This window comes from Streptomyces sp. NPDC107575 (genome assembly GCF_055657265.1).
Genome location: NZ_JBVKBG010000005.1, coordinates 587,163 through 604,518 on the forward strand (window position 1 = coordinate 587,163; position 17,356 = coordinate 604,518).

Below are 17,356 nucleotides of genomic sequence, written 5' to 3' on the forward strand. Positions count from 1 at the left end.
GCTCCATCGCCGCGCGGCGGCCGACTCGCCGACGTACCGGCCGGCACCGCTCGGTATCCTGCTGATCATGTCGACACCTCCCGGCCAGAGCGGCCTTCTCACCGAGCGCATCGCGCGGCAGCTGGAACACGACATCCGCTCCGGCGCCCTCGAGGTCGGCGTGAAACTCCCCTCCGAGCGGGAGCTGGCCACCCAGTTCGGCTCCAGCCGCAATGTCGTCCGGGAGGCGCTGCGGCAGCTGGAGGCCAAGCGGCTCATCGAAGTGGCGCCCGGACGCGGCTCGTTCGTGCGCGAGCAGAGCTCGGAACAGGCGCGCGGATACGACGCCCTGTACCGCGCCGAGCGGCCCACCGTGCGGCAGTTGATCGAGGCCCGGCTGCCGGTGGAGATCGAGATCATCAGGCTCGCCGCGGAGCGCGCCACCGACGAGGACCTGGCCACGATCCGGGCCGCCATGGAGACGACCGAGAGCGCCACGGACGTCGTCACCAAGGCGCGCGCGGACCTGGAGTTCCACGACGCCATCGCGATGGCCAGCGGCAATCCGGTACTGCGGATCATGCTGTCGTCGATCAGCGGCATGATGTTCGAGATGATGCTGCGCTCCAACTCCGACCCGTCGATCGGCGAGCCCGGCGTGCCGCACCACCCGGAGATCTTCGCCGCCCTGGAGGCACGCGACGCGGAGTCGGCGTGCGCCCGGATGCGCGAGCACCTGAGCCTGGGCCTTCGCACCTACGGGCCGGACCTGGACGTGCAGCTGGACACCATGGCGCGGCGGCACATCGAGACACTGCTCGGCGAGGGCCGGGCCGGCTGACCCGCGGGGCCCGGGCCGTCCGGATTCCGGAACAGGGGGTTCCCACCGACCCCGGGGGCTGTTAACGTCCACCCGCATCCCAACTGGTCCTACCAGTTGGACCGGACTGACCGGACTTCAGAGGAACGAGACGACGATGTCCCTCCTGGACAAGATGGGCCGACGCGGGGTGAGCCGGCGCGGCTTCGTCCGCCTCGCGGCCGGGGCCGGCGCCGCCGGGGCGCTCAGCGCCTGCGGGCGCTCCGGCGGGCCGCCCTCGGCGAACACACCACTGCGCATCATGGCGATCAACCACGTCTGGTCGCAGGCCATCGGCCACCGGATCGAGGAGTTCGAGGAGCAGATCGGCCGCAAGGTCAGCATCACCCTGCTCACCGCCGACCAGCTCACCAGCAGCTACAACGTGAAGCTCAACGCGTCCGGCACGGACGTGGACGTGATGATGGTCCGCGCCCTCCAGGACCAGCTGGTCTTCGCGCACAACGGCTGGCTCACCGATCTCGGCGACCGCATCCACGGCGACAGCGGCTTCGACTGGCAGGACTTCCAGCCGGCACCGCGCCGTGCCTCGTCGACCGGCGGCCGCATCCTGAGCGTGCCGGTCGTCACGGAGCGGCCGGTGCTCTACTACCGCAAGGACCTCGCCGACCCGCCCCGCACGCTCGACCACCTGATGCGGCAGGCGCTCGAACTCACCGACCGGGACAAGCAGTTCTACGGTTACGCCGGGCGCGGCCAGCGCAACGGCGCGGTCTCCCAGTGGTCCAGCTTCCTGTACTCGCACGGCGGGGACTTCACCGTCGACGGACGCTCCGGCATCGGCAGCCCGCAGGCGCTCGCCGCCTACCGCTACTACGGCAAGCTGCTGCACCGGGCGGGCCCGCCCGGTGCCACCAACATGAGCCTGGAGCAGGTCACCCCCATCTTCGCCCAGGGCAAGGCCGCGTTCTGCGTGGAGGCGGACGCCGTGTACAGCGGGTTCCTGGACCCGAAGGTGTCGACCGTGCGCAAGCACGTGGGCTTCGCCCCGTTCCCGGCGGGGCCGGCCGGTGCGAAGCCGCACAACATCCCCTCATGGAGCCTCGGCATCAACCGCTTCTCCCGGCTGCAGGACGACGCGTGGCGGTTCATCCGCTGGGCGGCGGGAGCGCGAATGTCGCGCACCCTGCAGGCGGCCGGCATCCCCGGCGCCCGCCGCTCGGCGTGGGAGGACGCCCGCACCCTGGCCGCCTTCCCCGACGACCTGGCCGCCGCGATGCGCACCAACGCCGCGCACGGCCTGGGACACGACCGGCCCCAGGTCCTGCAGGTGGGCCGGGCCAGGGACATCGTCGGCCGCCCCCTGGTGGCCGGGATCCTCGGCCAGGACGTGGGCCCGGTGGCCCGCGACGCCGACGCCGAGTTCGGCGAGTTCCTCGTCCGTGACAACCGGCACAAGGAGTCGTGATGGCGACCCTCCAGATACCCGGCCGCACACGGAAGCAGCCGACCGAGCCGGGCCGTGGCGGGCGGCCGCCGCGCTCCTTCGAGTCGGCCAACCGGCGCCTGAAGTGGACGATGCTGACCCCGGCGCTGCTCTTCGTCGGCCTCATGATCGTGTTTCCGCTGGCGTACACGATCAATCTCTCCCTCACCGACGCGTTCGGTGCGGTGAACGCCGGGTCGAGCCACGTGGGTCTGCGCAACTTCGCGGACCTGCTCACCGACACCCGGCGCTTCTGGCCCGCCGCCTGGCGCACGCTCGAATTCACGGTCGGCGCCGTGGTGTTGGAGACGGTGCTCGGCCTCGCCGTGGCGATGCTGCTGCGCAAGCCGTTCCGCGGCATCCGCTGGGTCCGCACCGTCCTGATCATTCCGCTGCTCACGACACCGGTCGCCATCGGCATCCTGTGGCTGCTGATCCTGGACCCCACCAACGGCATCGCCAACCACCTGCTGTCCGACCTGGGCCTGCCCCGCATGGAGTTCCTCGGCTCGGTCGGCCAGTCACTGCCCACGCTCATGCTGATCGACGTGTGGCAGTGGACGCCGATGATGGCCCTGCTGCTGCTCGCGGGCCTGACCACCCTCCCCGAGGAACCGGAGGAGGCGGCGCTCGTGGACGGCGCGGGGCCCTGGCAGCGCTTCCGTTACGTGATCCTGCCCATGCTCGCCCCCGCGCTCGGCACCGCACTCGTGCTGCGCGCGGTGGACGCGCTGAAGACCTTCGACCTGCTGTACGCCACCAAGGGGCCGGGCGGCGGTGCCGACTTCGAGGTGGAGACCCTCAACGTCTACGCCTACGGCCTCACCTTCGACTACCAGGAGTACGGCCTCGCCGCCGCTCTCCTCGTCCTGTTCACCCTCGTGATCGTCGGCGTCGTGGTGGCACTGCGGCGGCGTACCGCAAGCAGCGGAAGGAAGGACGCATGAGCGCCCCGCGGAGCAAGGCCTGGCTGGGGTGGCTGCGCGCCGCCGCGATCGTGTGCGTGATGCTGGTCTTCGCGCTGCCGATGGTGTGGATGTTCGCCGCCGCGTTCAAGACGAACGTGCAGGTGACCGACCCGTCGGTGGGCCTGTGGTTCCACCCGACGTTCGAGAACATCCGCACGGTGCTCACCGAGGGCCCGATCCTGCGCTCCATGGGCAACTCGCTGCTGGTCGGTGCGGTGTCGACGGTGCTGTCCGCGGTGATCGCGGTGCCCGCCGCGTGGGCGGTGGGCCGGTTCGGGATGCACCGCACGGGTTCGCTGATTCTGGTGGCCCGCATCGTGCCCGCCATCTCGCTCCTGGTGCCCTGGTACTACCTCTTCGCCCAACTGGGCCTGGTCGGGTCCTACACGGTCCTGATCCTCAGCCACATGTTCGTCTCGGTGCCGCTCATCCTCTGGATCATGATCAGCTTCTTCGCCGGGCTCCCCGTCGAACTGGAGGAGGCCGCCCGCACCGACGGGCTGTCCGCCTTCGGCGCGTTCCGGCGCATCACCCTGCCGCTCGCCGCGCCCGGAACGGCCACGGCCTGCCTGCTCGCGTTCGTCTTCAGCTGGAACAACTTCATGTTCGCCCTGGTCTTCGCCGACGACAGCACGCAGACGGTCCCGGTGACGCTCTTCCAGTTCATGTCCTACGCCTCGACCGACTGGGGCGGCCTGATGGCGGCCGCCACCCTCATCACCGTCCCCGTGTTGATCGCGGCGCTGTTCGGCCAGAAGTACCTGGTGGCCGGGCTCACTTCGGGCGCGGCCAAGGGCTGAGGCACCCCCCTACGTCCCGTCCTCCCGGACCCGCCTCCCGTACGTTCCACAGAAAGTGACCCATGAAGATCGTAGAAGCGAAGGTCGTCGTCACCTCCCCCGGACGCAACTTCGTCACCCTCAAGCTCACCACCGACGACGGCCTCACCGGCCTGGGCGACGCGACCCTCAACGGGCGTGAACTGGCCGTCGTCAGCTACCTGGAGGACCACGTCGCGCCGCTCCTCCACGGGCTCGACCCGCACCGCATCGAGGACACCTGGCAGTACCTGTACCGCGGCGCCTACTGGCGGCGCGGCCCGGTCACCATGGCCGCCGTCGCCGCCGTGGACACCGCCCTGTGGGACATCAAGGCCAAGGCCGCGGGCATGCCGCTGTACCAACTCCTCGGCGGGGCGAGCCGGGACCGCATCCGGGCCTACGGCCACGCGAACGGCGCCACCGTTCCCGAACTGATGGACTCGGTGCGCGCCCGCCTCGACGAGGGCTACCAGGCCGTGCGCATCCAGACCGGCGTCCCCGGCCTCAAGGCCGTCTACGGGGTGCACGCGGGCGTCGCCCACCAGCAGCAGCGTCCGCTGGTGGAGGACTGGGACACCGAGGCCTATCTGCGCCACCTGCCGACCGTCTTCGAGGCCGTGCGCGAGGAGTTCGGCCCCGAGCTGCCCCTGCTGCACGACGCCCATCACCGCCTCACCCCGACCCAGGCGGCACGGCTCGGCCGCGACCTGGAGCCGTACCGCCCGTTCTGGCTGGAGGACTGCACCCCGGCGGAGAACCAGGAGGCGTTCCGGCAGGTCCGCGCGGCCACCACCACGCCCCTGGCCGTCGGCGAGGTCTTCAACTCGGTGCACGACTACCAGACCCTCATCACGGAGCGGCTCATCGACTACGTCCGCTCGGCGGTCACCCACTTCGGCGGCATCACCCCTCTGAAGAAGCTCTTCGACCTCGCCGCGCTCTACCAGATCCGCACCGCCACGCACGGCCCCGAGGACGTCTCCCCCGTCGGCCTGGCGGCCGCGCTGCACCTGGACCTCGCCGTGCACAACTTCGGCATCCAGGAGTACTCGGGGCACACGGCCCTCACCGGCGAGGTCTTCCGCCACGCCTACACGTTCACCGACGGTCACCTCCACCCCGGCGAGCAGCCGGGCCTCGGCGTCGAACTGGACGAGGCCCTGGCCGCCCGGCATCCGTACGAGCAGGCCTATCTGCCGGTCAACCGCCTCCAGGACGGTTCGCTGCACGACTGGTGACACCCTCTGCGGCCAACTGCCTCACCCTGGGCAGCAGTTGGTCGCCCACCCGGACCGTCTCCTCCCGGTACGGGGTGTCCGACAGGACGAAGTGGGAGATGCCGAGGCGGCGGTAGTCGTGCAGCGCCGCCGCGACCTCGTCCGGTGAGCCGACCAGCCACGTCGTGGCCGCTCCCCCGCCGCCGAAGCGGCCCGGCGTGGTGTACAGGCAGCGGTCCAGTACCTCGCCGCGTGCGGCCAGGTCGAGGAGTCGGCGCTGGCCGACGGCGGTGCGGCGGTTGCCGGGCCAAGTGGTGTCACCGGCGCGTTCGGCCATCTTCGCGACCTTGCGCTCGGCCGCCTCCCACGCCTCATCGCTGGTGTCCCGGACGACCGTGGTGATGCGCAGGCCGAACTCCAGCGGGGCGTGGACGCGCCCCTCCGACTCGCTCAACTTCCGCAGCCGGTCGATGCGTTCGGCGATCCCGTCGAGCGGCTCGCCCCAGAACAGCTGGACATCGGCCTCCGCCGCCGCGACCCGCTCCGCGGCCTCCGAGGCACCGCCGAAGTACAGCCTCGGGTGCGGGCGGCCCGGCACCTCGTACGGGCGGGGAGAGACCGTGGAGTCGCGGACCTGGAAGTGCTCGCCCTCGAAGGTGACACCCTCTTGCGTCCACAGCCGCCGCACCAGGTGCAGGAACTCCCGGGTGCGTGCGTACCGAGCGGCGGGGTCGACGTTGGTGTCACCGTACGCGGCCGGGCTGTCCAGGCCGCTGACGATGTTGACGAGCACCCGTCCCTGGCTGAGCTGGTCCAGGGTGGCCGCCGCGCTCGCGAAGTTGGCCGGCCGCCAGTAGCCGGGCCGGATCGCGATCAGCGGCTTGAACGTGGTGGTCCGTGCGGCGAGTGCCGTCGCCACGGTGAAGGTGTCGGGCCGCCCCCATCCGGTGCCCAGCAGGGCGCCGCCCCAGCCGTGCTCCTCGGCGGTGCGGGCGAGCCGGGTGGAGAACTCGATCGAGCCCCAGCCCGCCCTGGTGTCATCGCCGCGGTGGCCCGGTTCGACGGTGTTGGGGATGTACCAGAGGAATTCCTCGCTCGCCGTCACAGCGCCTCCCGCTCCTCGCCGGCCGTTCCGTCCTGCGCCTGTTCCGCCTCGACGCCGAGCTGCCGCAGGAGCCGCCCGCGCAGGGCCGCGGCCTCGGGGTCGTCGCGCCGGCGGGACACCGGGAGACGTACGGGGAGGTCGAGGGCGATCCGGCCCTCCTCCAGGAGGACGACCCGGTCGGCGAGGGCGATGGCCTCGTCGACGTCATGGGTGACCAGGAGCACGGCGGGCCGGTGCCGTTCGCACAGCCGCCTGAGCAGTCCGTGCATCCGGATCCGGGTCAGGGCGTCGAGCGCGCCGAACGGTTCGTCGGCGAGCAGGAGTTGGGGCTCGCGCACCAGGGAGCGGGCCAGCGAGACACGCTGCTGCTCGCCGCCGGACAGCTCGACGGGCCACGCCCGCTCGCGTCCTTCGAGGCCGACCTCGGCGAGGGCGGTGCGCCCGCGCTCCTGCGCGTCGGGACCGTCGAGCCCGAGCACCACGTTGTCGAGGAGCCGCCTCCAGGGCAGCAGCCGGGCGTCCTGGAACACCACGGACACGTTGTCCGGCGCGTGCAGCTCGCCCCCGCCCGGCACATCGTGATCGAGCCGGGCCAGGGCCCGCAGCAGCGTGCTCTTGCCGGAGCCGCTGCGGCCCAGCAGGGCGACGAACTCGCCTTCGGCGATGGAGAGTTGCAGTCCGTTCAGCACGTCGCGGCCGCCGAGGGTGCGGACGAGTCCTTCGATGCGTACGGCGTCGGTGAGCAGTGCACCGTGGTGCCGTACGGGGTTCAGCCGGCCAAGGTGCGTCGCCATGTCAGCGCCTTCCTCTCCACGAGCCGTACCAGGGCGTCAGAGACGAGGCCGAGCACTCCGTACACGACGAGCCCGACGAGGATCACATCGGTCTGTCCGTACGTCCGTGCCAGCTCCATCATGTAGCCGATGCCGCTGGTGGCATTGACCTGTTCGACCACGACGAGGGCGAGCCACGCCCCGGTCACCGCGAACCGCAGTCCGAGCAGAAATCCGGGCAGCGCACCCGGCAGCACGACGTGCCGTACGAACCGGGCACGCCCCAGGCGGACCGTCTCGGCGAGTTCGACGTAGCGGCTGTCGATACCGCGGAGCCCGTTGTGGGTGTGGATGTAGATCGGCACGAACACACCGAGCGCGATGGTGACGACCTTCATCGACTCGCCGATCCCGAACCACAGGACCAGCAGCGGAATGAGCGCGAGCGACGGGATCGACCGTTTGATCTGCACGGGCCCGTCGACGATTCCTTCGCCGATCCGGCTCAGCCCCGACACGAGCGCGAGGGCGAGCCCGGCAAGGACCCCGAACACCAGGCCCAGCAGAGCGCGTTGGGCGGAGATGGCGAGGTTCGACTGGAGCCTGCCGTCGGCGACGAGGTCGCCCGCGGTGCTCGCGATGACCCACGGGGCGGGCAGGTTGCGGGGGTCGATCAGGCCTGCGGCCGAGCCGGCCGCCCACGCGCCGAGCAGCAGGAGCGGGCCGAGCACCCAGCCGTAAGGGACGGGCCGTCCGGGGGCGAGTCGCCGGCGGGGGCGGGACGCGGACGCCGGACGGTCTCCCGGTGCGGCCGAGGCCTCCTCGACCCTGTGCTCAACAGCCGTTGTACTCATGCCTGTTCACCTCCTCCACCGGCCACCGCGTCCGCGGCGACCCGCTCGTAGCGACGGTCGAAGAGGATCTCCACGTCGAAGCGCTGGTGCTTCTGTTCCTTCGCGAGCAGGTCGACGGTCTTCTGCTGCCGCTCGATCGCCCCGCTCCAGTCGGCCGGGAAGACGGGGTGACCCGCGTGCTCGACGAGGTACTCGCCGTCCGCACGGCTGAGCCCCTGGTCCTTGACGTAGTACCCCTCGATCCACTCCTTGGGGTGTGCGTCGATCCAGACCTCGGCGCGTGCCCAGAAGCGGATGAGTTCCTTGACGGCAGCGGACTTCTGCGGGTCGGCGACCGCGTCGGTCAGCGCCCACAGGTGCCCGGGGTCGTCCCGCAGACCGTGCCGGACGGTGGTGGCACCGTCCTTCCCGTACTTCGTGAGGTACCGCTTGATGTTGACACCCGCGATGGGCGCGGCGTCGACCTGGTGATTGCCGAGGGCCGTGGGATACACATCACCGGTGCTGGCCAGCTCGACGAGCTTCACGTCCTGCTTGGTGAGCCCGGCCTTCTTCAGGATGCGCAGCACGAGCGCGCCCTGCGCCTGGCCGGGGCTGTAGGCGATCTTCTTGCCGCGCAGGTCGGCGAGCTTCTTGATTCCGGCGCCCGGCGCGATGCCCAGCTCGTAGATGGGGTCGGCGATCGGGTCCTTGCGGAACTCGGCGCCGACGAGTTTGGTGTCGAGTCCGGTCCAGTGTGCGTTGATGGAGGGGATCTCGGCGGCGGAGCAGATGTCGAGGGCGTCGGCGCGGAAGGCCTCGGAGCACTGCGGGCCGCCGCTGATGTTGGCCCACTTCACCTTGAAGGGCAGCTTGTCGATCTGGCCGGACAGTTCGAGGGCGACCTTGAGGGTCGGGGCGCCGACGGTGAGCGTGGTGTCCGACGACACCTTGGCGGGGATCTTCTTCGACGCGACGTTCCGACTGCCGTTCGTCGTGGTCGAGTTGTTCGCGCAGGAGGTGAGCAGCAGGGCCGCGGCGAGCGCGCCGACGACCGCGGCGCTCCGGAATCCGGACATGGGTATGCGGAGACGGGGCTTCATTCGTGCCTTCACAGGGAGGAGGGGCAGCCCTTCGCAGCGAGGAGGGGCGGCGTCGAACGGGAGGCGCGGCTCAGCTACAGACGGCGGTGGCGACGCGCATCAGATCGATGGCTCGGCGCTTGTGATACCGCTGGTCGTCGGGCATGCCGCCGAAGCTAGCCAGGGCGTCGGAGGCGGGTCAAGGGCGTGCGGCGCCCGGGGCAGGACTGCAATATCCCTTTCATGAAGGGGCCATACGCGTGTCGCACACCGGCACCCGTCTCCACACCTCCAGGGAGCGACCATGCGGTACGAACTGACCGATCTGCGGCTCTTCCTGGCCATCGCCGAGGCGCGCAGCCTGTCCGCCGGCGCAGCGGCGGTCTTCATCACTCCCTCGACGGCCAGCTACCGCCTGAAGAACCTGGAGCAGGCCCTCGGCACCACCCTCTTCACCCGCAACTCCCGGGGCATGGAACTCACCCCGGCCGGAGCGCTCCTGCTCGACTACGTACGGGAGGCACTGCACACCTTGGAGCGGATGAACGACGACATGGAGTCGTTCTCGTCCGGGCTGCGCGGGCATGTGCGGCTCTGGGCCAACAGCAGCGCGCTCAACGGCTTCGTCGTGCCCGCGCTGGGGGAATTCCTGCTGGACCATCCGCATGTCAACGTCGACCTCGAGGAGCGTTCCAGCCGGGACGTCCTGGATGCCGTCGCCGCCCGGGAGATCGGCGTCGGAATCCTGGCGGGCGAGTTCGACAACGGGCAGGTCCGCTCCGTGCCCTTCGCCGTGGACGAACTCGTTCTCGCGGTACCTCCCGGGCACGAACTCGCCGCACGCGGCACGATTCCCTTCGGCGACGCACTGGGCTGCGACTTCGTCTGCATGAGCCGGGAGAGCAGCAATTTCACCTTTCTCGCCGACACCGCCAAGAGCTACGGCCGGAAGCTGAACGTCCGCCTTCACGTGGACCATTTCCACGCCGTCCTCGACCTCGTCGCGGCCGGCGTCGGGGTGGCCCTCGTACCGGCACACATGCTGCGACTGTCCGGCGACGAGCGGCGAACGGTCGCCCTCCGGCTCCGGGATCCCTGGGCGGTGCGCCACCTCGGACTCGTCACGCACGCCGGTGAGCGGCCCCCGGCGTTCACCTCCGCGCTGATCGAGCATCTCCTCTGCCATTCCGCGGCCGTCGAGAGCCGGTCGGGGCACGGGTTCGTGCGGCATTGACACACGCGGCACCGGCACGGCCGCGCTCCGCCTTTGAATCCGCCGAAAGCTGGCTTCGAATCTTTGCGATTCCGCCTCAACACCCCCCGCCCTAGGGTGCGTTCACCAGTCGAATTCTCCGAAGGGCGGCGACATGCTGAACACGGCTCTGCGCGGGGTGAAGGTGCTCGACCTCTCCCGCATTCTCGCCGGGCCCTGGTGCACCCAGAACCTCGCCGACCTGGGCGCCGAGGTCGTCAAGGTCGAGCACCCCCGCCGCGGGGACGACACCCGCGGCTGGGGCCCGCCCTATCTCGGCGACCCGGCCGACGAGGCGGGACTGTCCGCCTACTTCCTCGCCTGCAACCGGGGCAAGCGCTCCATCGCGATCGACTTCGCCGCTCCCGAGGGCGCCGAGCTCGTCCGCCGCCTCGCGGCCCGCGCCGACGTCGTGGTCGAGAACTACAAGACCGGCACGCTGGAACGCTACGGCCTCGGCCCGGACGCCCTGCGCGCCGTGAACCCCCGGCTCGTCCACCTGTCCATCACGGGCTTCGGCCCGACGGGCCCGATGGCCGGCAGGCCCGGCTACGACTACGTCTTCCAGGGCATGGGCGGCATGATGAGCTACACCGGACGGCCGGACGGGGAACCAGGGGCCGGGCCGCTGCGCGCCGGTGTCTCCGTCGTCGACCTCGCCACCGGCATGTACGCCACCTCCGCCGTGCTCGCCGCACTGCTCCAGCGTGCGCACACCGGCGAGGGCCAGCACATCGACCTCGCGCTCCTCGACGTCGCGGTCGCGCTCAACGCCAACCAGGGCGCCAACTACCTGGTGTCGGGCGACGTACCTCAGCGCCTGGGAAACGCACACGCCAATCTCGCCCCGTACGAGGTGTTCGCCTGCGCGGACGGGCACGTGATCCTGGCGATCGGCAACGACAGCCAGTTCGCGACGTTCTGCGCGCTCGCCGGCCTCCCGCACCTCGCGCGGGACCCCCGCTACGCCACCAACAGCGCACGCCTGGAGAACCTGCAGACACTCAGGCCGCTCGTCTCCGACGCGATGGCGGGCCGCAGCCGTGCGGAATGGGGCGCCGAACTCGACGCCGCCAAGATCTCCTGGGGGCCCATCAACGACCTCGCCGACGTCTTCTCCGACCCGCAGGTCCGCCACCGAGGGCTGCGGATCACCGCCGAACACCCGATCGCCGGCACCGTCCCACTGGTCCGCAACCCGCTGCTTGCCCCCGGCTCCACCGGCGAGGTCATGGCGCCACCCCTCAAGGGCGAACACACCACCGAGATCCTCGGTGAACTCGGCCTCACCGCGGAGGCGGCCGACGGCCTCGTCCGGACGGGCATCGTCGCCGACGCCGCTGTGCCGGCCTGACGGCCCCGCCGCCACGCCCTTCCCCCTCTCCTTCGCCCTTCATCCCCTCACCCTCCGGAGCTCCCGATGAACACCCACCCGCGGCACACCCATGCCTCTCCCCATGCGCACACCCACGTCGACGACGACGGGGTCGCCACGCTCACCCTCACCGGGGCCAAGTCCCTGAACATCCTCGGGACGCCCGCCATCCGCGACCTCACCGACGCGATCACCGCGCTGCGCGCCCGCGACGACGTACGTGTCGTGATCCTCCGGGGCGCCGGTGACAAGGCGTTCATCGGCGGCGCCGACATCCACGAGATGGCCGAACTCACCCCGGACACCGCCAAGGTCTTCATCCGCGGTCTTCGGGACCTGTGCGAGGCGATTCGCGCGTTCCCCTCGCCCGTCGTCGCCCGCCTCTCCGGATGGTGTCTCGGCGGCGGGCTCGAGGTCGCCGCCGCCTGCGACCTGCGCATCGCCGACGACAGCGCCCGGTTCGGCATGCCGGAGGTCAACGTGGGGATCCCTTCCGTCATCCACGCCGCCCTGCTGCCCCGCCTCATCGGTGTCTCGCGTGCCACCTGGCTGGTGACCGTCGGCGAGAACGTGGACGCCGCCACGGCCCACTCCTGGGGCCTGGTCCAGAAGCTGGTCCCGCTCGGTGAACTGGACGCGGCGGTCGACGGCACTGCCCGGGCGCTGGCCGCGCTCGGCCCGGACGTCGTCAGGCAGCAGAAGCGGCTGCTGCGCACCTGGGAGGAGCGCCCGCTGGAGGAGGCCGTCGCCGAGAGCGTCGAGGCCTTCGGGCATGCCTTCTCGACCGGTGAGCCGCAGAAGTACATGGCCCGGTTCAAGAACCGCAAGCGCGCGGGCACCGAAGGGACCGAGACGCGCGGGGAGCACGGGGAGACACGGCGATGATCCATGTCCTGGCCGTCGCGCTGCTCGTCGTGGCGTTCGTCCTGACGACCACGCTCGGCCTCAACCTCGGTGCGCTCGCGCTGGTGTGCACCCTCGTGGTGGGCGTCGTGGCCGCCGGTCTCCCCGCCGAAAAGCTGCTGGCCGAGTTCCCCGGGGACGTCTTCGTCATCCTGGTCGGCACGACCTACCTGTTCACGATCGCGCGGCGCAACGGCACGATCGACTTCCTGATCAACTGGCTCGTCGGCCGGGTGGGCGCCCGACCCGGGGTCGTCCTGTGGATCATGTTCGTGCTCACCGGCGGGCTCGCGGCCCTCGGCTCGGTCTTCGCCGTCGCGATGATCGCCCCCGTGGCGCTCGCCCTGGCGGCCCGCTACCGCGTCTCGTCGACCGTCATGGGCCTGCTCGTCGTGCACGGCTGGGGCGCCGGAGTCCTCTCCCCCATCAGCGTGTTCGGGGTGATCGTGAACTCGGTGCTCGGCCAGGCCGGCATCACCGGCAGCCCGATGCGGGTCTTCCTGGTCGGCGCGGTCGCGAACACCCTGGCCGCACTCGCCGTCTTCGTGGTGTGGCTGACCCGCCGGCCGGCACGGGATGCGGGTGGTGACACGGAATCGGGTTCCGTACCGCCTTCGACCGGCACCGCAGGTCCCTCGGCCGCCGCCTCCCGCACACCGACCGGAACCCTGGTGGCGGAGGAGACCCGCACGGCGACCGGTACCCGCCGCGACCGGTTCGGCTACGCAGCGACCCTGGCCGCCCTGCTCGTACTCGTCGTCGCGGTCGTCGGCTTCGAAGCGCACATCGGACTCACCGCGCTCGCCTGCGCGTTCGCCCTGGCGCTGCTGCAGCCCGAGGTGTCCAAGTCCGCGCTCCGCGAGGTTCCCTGGGACGTCGTCCTGCTGGTCTGCGGGGTCTTCACGTACATCGCCCTGCTGCAACGGATCGGGACGATCGACGCCGCCGCCGACCTCATCACCTCCTCGTCGACGCCGACGATCGCCGTGCTCATCGCCTGCTACGTGGGTGCGGTCGTCTCCGCGTTCGCCTCGTCGACCGGGATCATCTCGGCGATCGTCCCGCTCATCCTGCCGGTGCTCGCGGTCTCGGACCTGAGCGCGGCAACGGTGGCCGCGGCGCTGGCCGTCGCGATGACGATCGTCGACGTGAGCCCCTTGTCGACGAACGGCGCACTCCTCGTGGCCAACGCGTCCCCCGACGACCGCGACGGTCTGTTCCGCCGATTGCTCGCCTACGGCCTCACGATGGCCGGCGTGGCACCGCTGCTGCTCTGGGCCGCCGTGGTGGTCGCACCGGCCTGACTCCTGACGGCGGCGCCCGCGGCGCGCGGTCCCGCTCTACCTCTCGTCCGCCGGCAGACCCTCCCGCCACCGCTCCGGCTCGATCCGGCCCGCGTACAAGGGAAGTTCGACGGGCGGCTGCCCGGCCGCGAAGGGGTCCCACACCCGTGTCAGGCCCGCCGTGCCGTGCGTGCGCACGCGGTGGGTCTCGCGCAGGTCGAGGACGTCCGTGACGAGCTGGTGCGTGGCGGATTCGGCCTCGGCGCGCACCCGGCCCTCGGCGTCGACGACGACGCTGCGGCCGATGCCGTCCGGCTGCGCGGCATTGACGCTGGCCATGGCGACCTGGTTCACGATGGCGTTGGCGCGGGCCAGGACGAGTTCCTGGGTGCGGTCGACGGTCGGTGTGCGCACGAGGTTGAGGACCAGGTCGGCGCCCTGCCAGGCCAGGTGCCGGGTGACCTCGGGGAACCAGGCGTCGTAGCAGATGGACAGGCCCACGCGCCCGTACCCGGGCATGTCGAAGACGACGAACTCCGTGCCGGACGCCGTGGTCTCGTAGGGGCGCCAGGGGAAGATCTTCCGGTACGCGGCGACGCGCTCGCCCGCGGGCGAGTACACCGGCGCCGTGTTGTAGATCAGGCCGTCGGCGCCGCGCTCGTAGACACTTCCGGGCACGAGCCAGACACCCGTCTCGCGCGCGAGGGCGGCGAGGCGGGTGCCGCGGGGGCCGTCGAGCGGCTCGGCGGCCGCCGTCATGACCGTCTCGGGGTCCTCGTCCGGACCGTGGCCGCACAGGTGCAGCTCCGGGTAGGCCAGCAGCCGGACGCCGGGGTGGGCGCGGGTGACACGGCGTACGTCCGCCGCGAACGCGTCCAGGCCGTCGTCCGCGGCGTGCTGGTACGCGGCCGACTGGACGAGGCAGATCGACAGGGGACTGCTGGTCATCGGCGGGTGGCACCTTCCGGGCACGTGTGGTGTGTGGGGACCGCACGAGCCAATCAGTCCGCACATCATCGGACAACCCCCCTGTTTCCTGCGGCAGGCACAGGGCTAGCCTGTGGCCGCATGACCCTCAACCAGCTGAGGGCCTTCGTCGAAGCGGAGCGGCTCGGGTCGTTCACCGCCGCGGCGCGGGCCATGGACATCGCCCAGGCATCCGCCTCCGAACTGGTGCGTCGACTGGAGGCGGAACTGGACGCCGAGCTGTTCGTGCGCGGCAGCCGCACCCTCGCGCTGACCTCGGCGGGACAGGAGCTGCTGCCGTACGCCCAGCAGTCCGTGGAGGCCGCCGACAGCGGCACCCGGGCCGTGCACTCCCTCGGTTCGCTCGGCGGCGGCACCGCCACCTTCGGGGTCCTGCGCAACGCGGACTACTACCTGCTGTCCAACCTCGTGCAGCTGTTCCACGCCCGCTATCCGTCGGTGCGGGTGCGGCTCGTGGGGCAGAACTCCGCCGAGACCGCCGCCGCCGTGGCCGCCGGACGGATCGAGGCGGGACTCGTCGTGCTGCCCATCGACGACGAGGAACTCCAGGTGACACCGCTGCTGCGCGACGAGGTGTACTACGTCAGCGCGAGCGAGGAACGCACGCGCACACCCCTCACCATCGAGGACTTCGCGCGGGCACCCCTCGTCCTGTACGACGCCCACTACGGCTGGCAGGACCCGACGCGGCGGCAGCTCGCCGAGCGCGCCCAGTTCGCGGGCGTCCGCGTCGACCCGCTCATCGAGCTCGAACACGTGGAAGCCGCCCTGAAGTTGGTGACCACCGGGGTCGGTGACACCATCGCCAGCCGCGCCGTGGTCGACAGCCCGGCGTTCCCCGCGGGGCTGCACACGGCCTCCTTCGCCGACCCCCTCTACGACACCATCGCGCTGGTACGTCGCCGGGGACACCCGCTGTCCCGAGCCACCCGCGAACTGGCCCGGATTGCCGAGGACACCCTGCGCGAGATCCGCGTCGCACGCGGCCTGTGAGAGGGACCGCCGTGACACACCACAGGAAAACCCTGTGGTTACGACAGGACTCGCCCCTCTAGTCCTGTGGCAGCGGTCGGTCTAGCGTCCTCGCCATGCAGATCACGCACGACGAAGCCCAGGCCCTCCCTCCCCTCAAGTGGCTCAAGAAGCCGTCCGCCGACGGACCGCCCGCCCAGCGCGACCCGAAGGTGGTCGAGCGCGTCTCCGAGATGCTGACGGAGATCGAGCACAAGGGCATGGACGCGGTGCGCGCCTACGCCCAGGAGCTGGACGGCTGGTCCGGCGAACTGGAGGTCTCCGCCACCGAGTTGAAGAAGTCCGGCGACGCACTCCCGCCGGACGTCCGCACCGCCCTGGAGATGGGCTACGACCGCACCCACCGGTTCGCCGCCGCGCAGCGCGAGCACCTGACCGACTTCGAGATCGAGCTCGCCCCCGGCGTGAGGGGCGGCCAGCGGTACGTGCCGGTCTCCCGCGTCGGCGCCTACCTCCCCGCCGGCCGGTTCCCGCTGCTCGCCAGCGCGTTCATGACGGTCAACGTCGCCAAGACGGCCGGTGTGCCTACGGTCGTGGCCTGCACCCCGCCGTCGGGCGAGCACGGGGCCCACCCCGCGGTGCTGTACGGCGCCTATCTCTCGCGCGCCGACCGGGTGTTCGCCCTCGGCGGTGTGCAGGCGCTCGGCGCGATGGCCTTCGGCCTGCTGGGCGAGGCTCCGGTGGACATGCTGGTCGGCGCGGGCAACGCGTTCGTCACCGAGGCCAAGCGTCAGCTGTTCGGGCAGGTCGGCATCGACCTGCTCGCGGGGCCCTCCGAGGTCGCGGTCATCGCCGACGACAGCGCCGACCCGGTGTGGGTGGCGGCCGACCTGCTGGGCCAGGCCGAGCACGGGCCCAACTCCCCCGCCGCGCTGATCACCACGTCCGAGCGCATGGGGCAGGCCGTCGTCGCGGAGATGGAGCGCCAGCTCGCCACCCTCGCCACGCGTGACATCGCGGGTCCGGCCTGGCGCGACTTCGGGTCGGTCATCGTGGTGGAGGACCGGGACGCTGCCGTCGCCGTGGCCGATGTCATCGCGCCCGAGCACCTCGAGGTGCACACCGAGGACGACGACTTCTACCTGGAGAACCTCACCAACTACGGCTCGCTGTTCATCGGGCCGTGGTCCACCGTCGCGTACTCCGACAAGGGCATCGCCGGCACCAACCACGTGCTGCCGACGGGCAAGACCGCGCGGTACAACGCCGGTCTGTCGGTCTCCCGGTTCCTCAAGCCGCTGACGTACCAGCGGGCCGCGAAGGAGGGCACGGCGGCGCTCGCCCCGGCCGTCGAGCGGATCTCCGCCTTCGAGGGCCTGGCGGCCCACGGTGCGACCGCGACGCTGCGCATCGACGAGATCGGCCGCACCTCGGGCGCGTTCGACGACGTGCCGGCGGCACTGCGCGAGCAGCTCTGACCGCTCCTGCCACCACCGGGCC

16 protein-coding genes are annotated in these 17,356 nt (G+C 71.2%); 11 read left to right on the forward strand and 5 right to left on the reverse strand.

Annotated elements, in window-relative coordinates; genetic code table 11:
- Window positions 1–67 precede the first annotated feature (67 nt).
- From ACZ7L4_RS27410 to manD, 5 genes are all read left to right on the forward strand, one after another.
- A complete protein-coding gene (locus ACZ7L4_RS27410) occupies window positions 68–820 on the forward strand; it encodes a FadR/GntR family transcriptional regulator (protein WP_472106591.1) in 753 nt (250 codons plus the stop codon).
- Window positions 821–956: 136 nt separating this feature from the next.
- Complete coding sequence (locus tag ACZ7L4_RS27415; protein ID WP_472106593.1) at window positions 957–2,267, forward strand: ABC transporter substrate-binding protein; 1,311 nt, start codon at window positions 957–959, stop codon at window positions 2,265–2,267.
- On the forward strand, window positions 2,267–3,232 hold the full coding sequence (locus ACZ7L4_RS27420; protein ID WP_472106595.1) for a carbohydrate ABC transporter permease: 966 nt from the start codon (window positions 2,267–2,269) through the stop codon (window positions 3,230–3,232). Before ACZ7L4_RS27415 ends, ACZ7L4_RS27420 begins: the two co-directional genes overlap by 1 nt.
- Window positions 3,229–4,053, forward strand: a complete 825-nt coding sequence (locus ACZ7L4_RS27425) for a carbohydrate ABC transporter permease (RefSeq protein WP_472106596.1) — start codon at window positions 3,229–3,231, stop codon at window positions 4,051–4,053. Before ACZ7L4_RS27420 ends, ACZ7L4_RS27425 begins: the two co-directional genes overlap by 4 nt.
- Window positions 4,054–4,115: 62 nt before the next feature.
- Window positions 4,116–5,312 carry a D-mannonate dehydratase ManD gene (gene manD, locus ACZ7L4_RS27430; protein WP_472106598.1) on the forward strand — a complete coding sequence of 399 codons (1,197 nt, stop codon included), beginning with the start codon at window positions 4,116–4,118 and terminating at the stop codon, window positions 5,310–5,312.
- On the opposite strand, the gene ACZ7L4_RS27435 is transcribed toward manD, so the two are convergent.
- Genes ACZ7L4_RS27435 through ACZ7L4_RS27450 form a run of 4 tightly spaced genes read right to left on the reverse strand, consistent with a single transcriptional unit; the run spans window position 5,275 to window position 9,105 of the window.
- Entirely contained in the window at window positions 5,275–6,396 is a 1,122-nt protein-coding gene (locus ACZ7L4_RS27435) for an LLM class flavin-dependent oxidoreductase (protein WP_472106600.1), read from the reverse strand. The genes manD and ACZ7L4_RS27435 overlap by 38 nt on opposite strands.
- Window positions 6,393–7,190 (reverse strand): ABC transporter ATP-binding protein, encoded by a 798-nt coding sequence (locus tag ACZ7L4_RS27440; protein ID WP_472106602.1) that lies wholly within the window; start codon window positions 7,188–7,190, stop codon window positions 6,393–6,395. The genes ACZ7L4_RS27435 and ACZ7L4_RS27440 overlap by 4 nt, the downstream gene beginning before the upstream one ends.
- Window positions 7,166–8,023, reverse strand: a complete 858-nt coding sequence (locus ACZ7L4_RS27445) for an ABC transporter permease (RefSeq protein ID WP_472106604.1) — start codon at window positions 8,021–8,023, stop codon at window positions 7,166–7,168. The genes ACZ7L4_RS27440 and ACZ7L4_RS27445 overlap by 25 nt, the downstream gene beginning before the upstream one ends.
- Window positions 8,020–9,105: an ABC transporter substrate-binding protein gene (locus tag ACZ7L4_RS27450; RefSeq protein WP_472106606.1), complete on the reverse strand. Its 1,086-nt coding sequence runs from the start codon at window positions 9,103–9,105 to the stop codon at window positions 8,020–8,022. The genes ACZ7L4_RS27445 and ACZ7L4_RS27450 overlap by 4 nt, the downstream gene beginning before the upstream one ends.
- Window positions 9,106–9,388: 283 nt before the next feature.
- Here ACZ7L4_RS27450 and ACZ7L4_RS27455 point away from each other — a divergent pair, with 283 nt between their 5' ends.
- From ACZ7L4_RS27455 to ACZ7L4_RS27470, 4 genes are all read left to right on the forward strand, one after another.
- On the forward strand, window positions 9,389–10,318 hold the full coding sequence (locus tag ACZ7L4_RS27455; protein WP_472106608.1) for a LysR family transcriptional regulator: 930 nt from the start codon (window positions 9,389–9,391) through the stop codon (window positions 10,316–10,318).
- A gap of 133 nt (window positions 10,319–10,451) precedes the next feature.
- The gene (locus ACZ7L4_RS27460) at window positions 10,452–11,690 is read left to right on the forward strand and encodes a CaiB/BaiF CoA transferase family protein (RefSeq protein ID WP_472106610.1); all 1,239 of its coding nucleotides are present in this window, start codon (window positions 10,452–10,454) and stop codon (window positions 11,688–11,690) included.
- A gap of 66 nt (window positions 11,691–11,756) precedes the next feature.
- Window positions 11,757–12,596 (forward strand): enoyl-CoA hydratase, encoded by an 840-nt coding sequence (locus tag ACZ7L4_RS27465; protein WP_472106612.1) that lies wholly within the window; start codon window positions 11,757–11,759, stop codon window positions 12,594–12,596.
- The gene (locus tag ACZ7L4_RS27470; RefSeq protein WP_472106613.1) at window positions 12,593–13,918 is read left to right on the forward strand and encodes an SLC13 family permease; all 1,326 of its coding nucleotides are present in this window, start codon (window positions 12,593–12,595) and stop codon (window positions 13,916–13,918) included. Before ACZ7L4_RS27465 ends, ACZ7L4_RS27470 begins: the two co-directional genes overlap by 4 nt.
- A gap of 36 nt (window positions 13,919–13,954) precedes the next feature.
- On the opposite strand, the gene ACZ7L4_RS27475 is transcribed toward ACZ7L4_RS27470, so the two are convergent.
- A complete protein-coding gene (locus tag ACZ7L4_RS27475; protein WP_472106615.1) occupies window positions 13,955–14,845 on the reverse strand; it encodes a carbon-nitrogen hydrolase family protein in 891 nt (296 codons plus the stop codon).
- 120 nt (window positions 14,846–14,965) lie between these two features.
- Here ACZ7L4_RS27475 and ACZ7L4_RS27480 point away from each other — a divergent pair, with 120 nt between their 5' ends.
- On the forward strand, window positions 14,966–15,877 hold the full coding sequence (locus tag ACZ7L4_RS27480; protein WP_472106617.1) for a LysR family transcriptional regulator: 912 nt from the start codon (window positions 14,966–14,968) through the stop codon (window positions 15,875–15,877).
- Window positions 15,878–15,972: 95 nt separating this feature from the next.
- Window positions 15,973–17,334: a histidinol dehydrogenase gene (gene hisD / locus ACZ7L4_RS27485; RefSeq protein WP_472106619.1), complete on the forward strand. Its 1,362-nt coding sequence runs from the start codon at window positions 15,973–15,975 to the stop codon at window positions 17,332–17,334.
- Window positions 17,335–17,356: the final 22 nt, after the last annotated feature.

Bases quoted from the DNA above. Each gene is read 5' to 3' on its own strand.
- ACZ7L4_RS27455 (WP_472106608.1), top strand. From the start codon at position 9,389: ATGCGGTACGAACTGACCGATCTGCGGCTCTTCCTGGCCATCGCCGAG.
- ACZ7L4_RS27470 (WP_472106613.1), top strand. From the start codon at position 12,593: ATGATCCATGTCCTGGCCGTCGCGCTGCTCGTCGTGGCGTTCGTCCTG.
- hisD (WP_472106619.1), top strand. From the start codon at position 15,973: ATGCAGATCACGCACGACGAAGCCCAGGCCCTCCCTCCCCTCAAGTGG.
- ACZ7L4_RS27415 (WP_472106593.1), top strand. From the start codon at position 957: ATGTCCCTCCTGGACAAGATGGGCCGACGCGGGGTGAGCCGGCGCGGC.
- ACZ7L4_RS27420 (WP_472106595.1), top strand. From the start codon at position 2,267: ATGGCGACCCTCCAGATACCCGGCCGCACACGGAAGCAGCCGACCGAG.
- ACZ7L4_RS27450 (WP_472106606.1), bottom strand. From the start codon at position 9,105: ATGAAGCCCCGTCTCCGCATACCCATGTCCGGATTCCGGAGCGCCGCG.
- ACZ7L4_RS27465 (WP_472106612.1), top strand. From the start codon at position 11,757: ATGAACACCCACCCGCGGCACACCCATGCCTCTCCCCATGCGCACACC.
- ACZ7L4_RS27410 (WP_472106591.1), top strand. From the start codon at position 68: ATGTCGACACCTCCCGGCCAGAGCGGCCTTCTCACCGAGCGCATCGCG.
- ACZ7L4_RS27475 (WP_472106615.1), bottom strand. From the start codon at position 14,845: ATGACCAGCAGTCCCCTGTCGATCTGCCTCGTCCAGTCGGCCGCGTAC.
- manD (WP_472106598.1), top strand. From the start codon at position 4,116: ATGAAGATCGTAGAAGCGAAGGTCGTCGTCACCTCCCCCGGACGCAAC.
- ACZ7L4_RS27445 (WP_472106604.1), bottom strand. From the start codon at position 8,023: ATGAGTACAACGGCTGTTGAGCACAGGGTCGAGGAGGCCTCGGCCGCA.
- ACZ7L4_RS27460 (WP_472106610.1), top strand. From the start codon at position 10,452: ATGCTGAACACGGCTCTGCGCGGGGTGAAGGTGCTCGACCTCTCCCGC.
- ACZ7L4_RS27480 (WP_472106617.1), top strand. From the start codon at position 14,966: ATGACCCTCAACCAGCTGAGGGCCTTCGTCGAAGCGGAGCGGCTCGGG.
- ACZ7L4_RS27425 (WP_472106596.1), top strand. From the start codon at position 3,229: ATGAGCGCCCCGCGGAGCAAGGCCTGGCTGGGGTGGCTGCGCGCCGCC.
- ACZ7L4_RS27440 (WP_472106602.1), bottom strand. From the start codon at position 7,190: ATGGCGACGCACCTTGGCCGGCTGAACCCCGTACGGCACCACGGTGCA.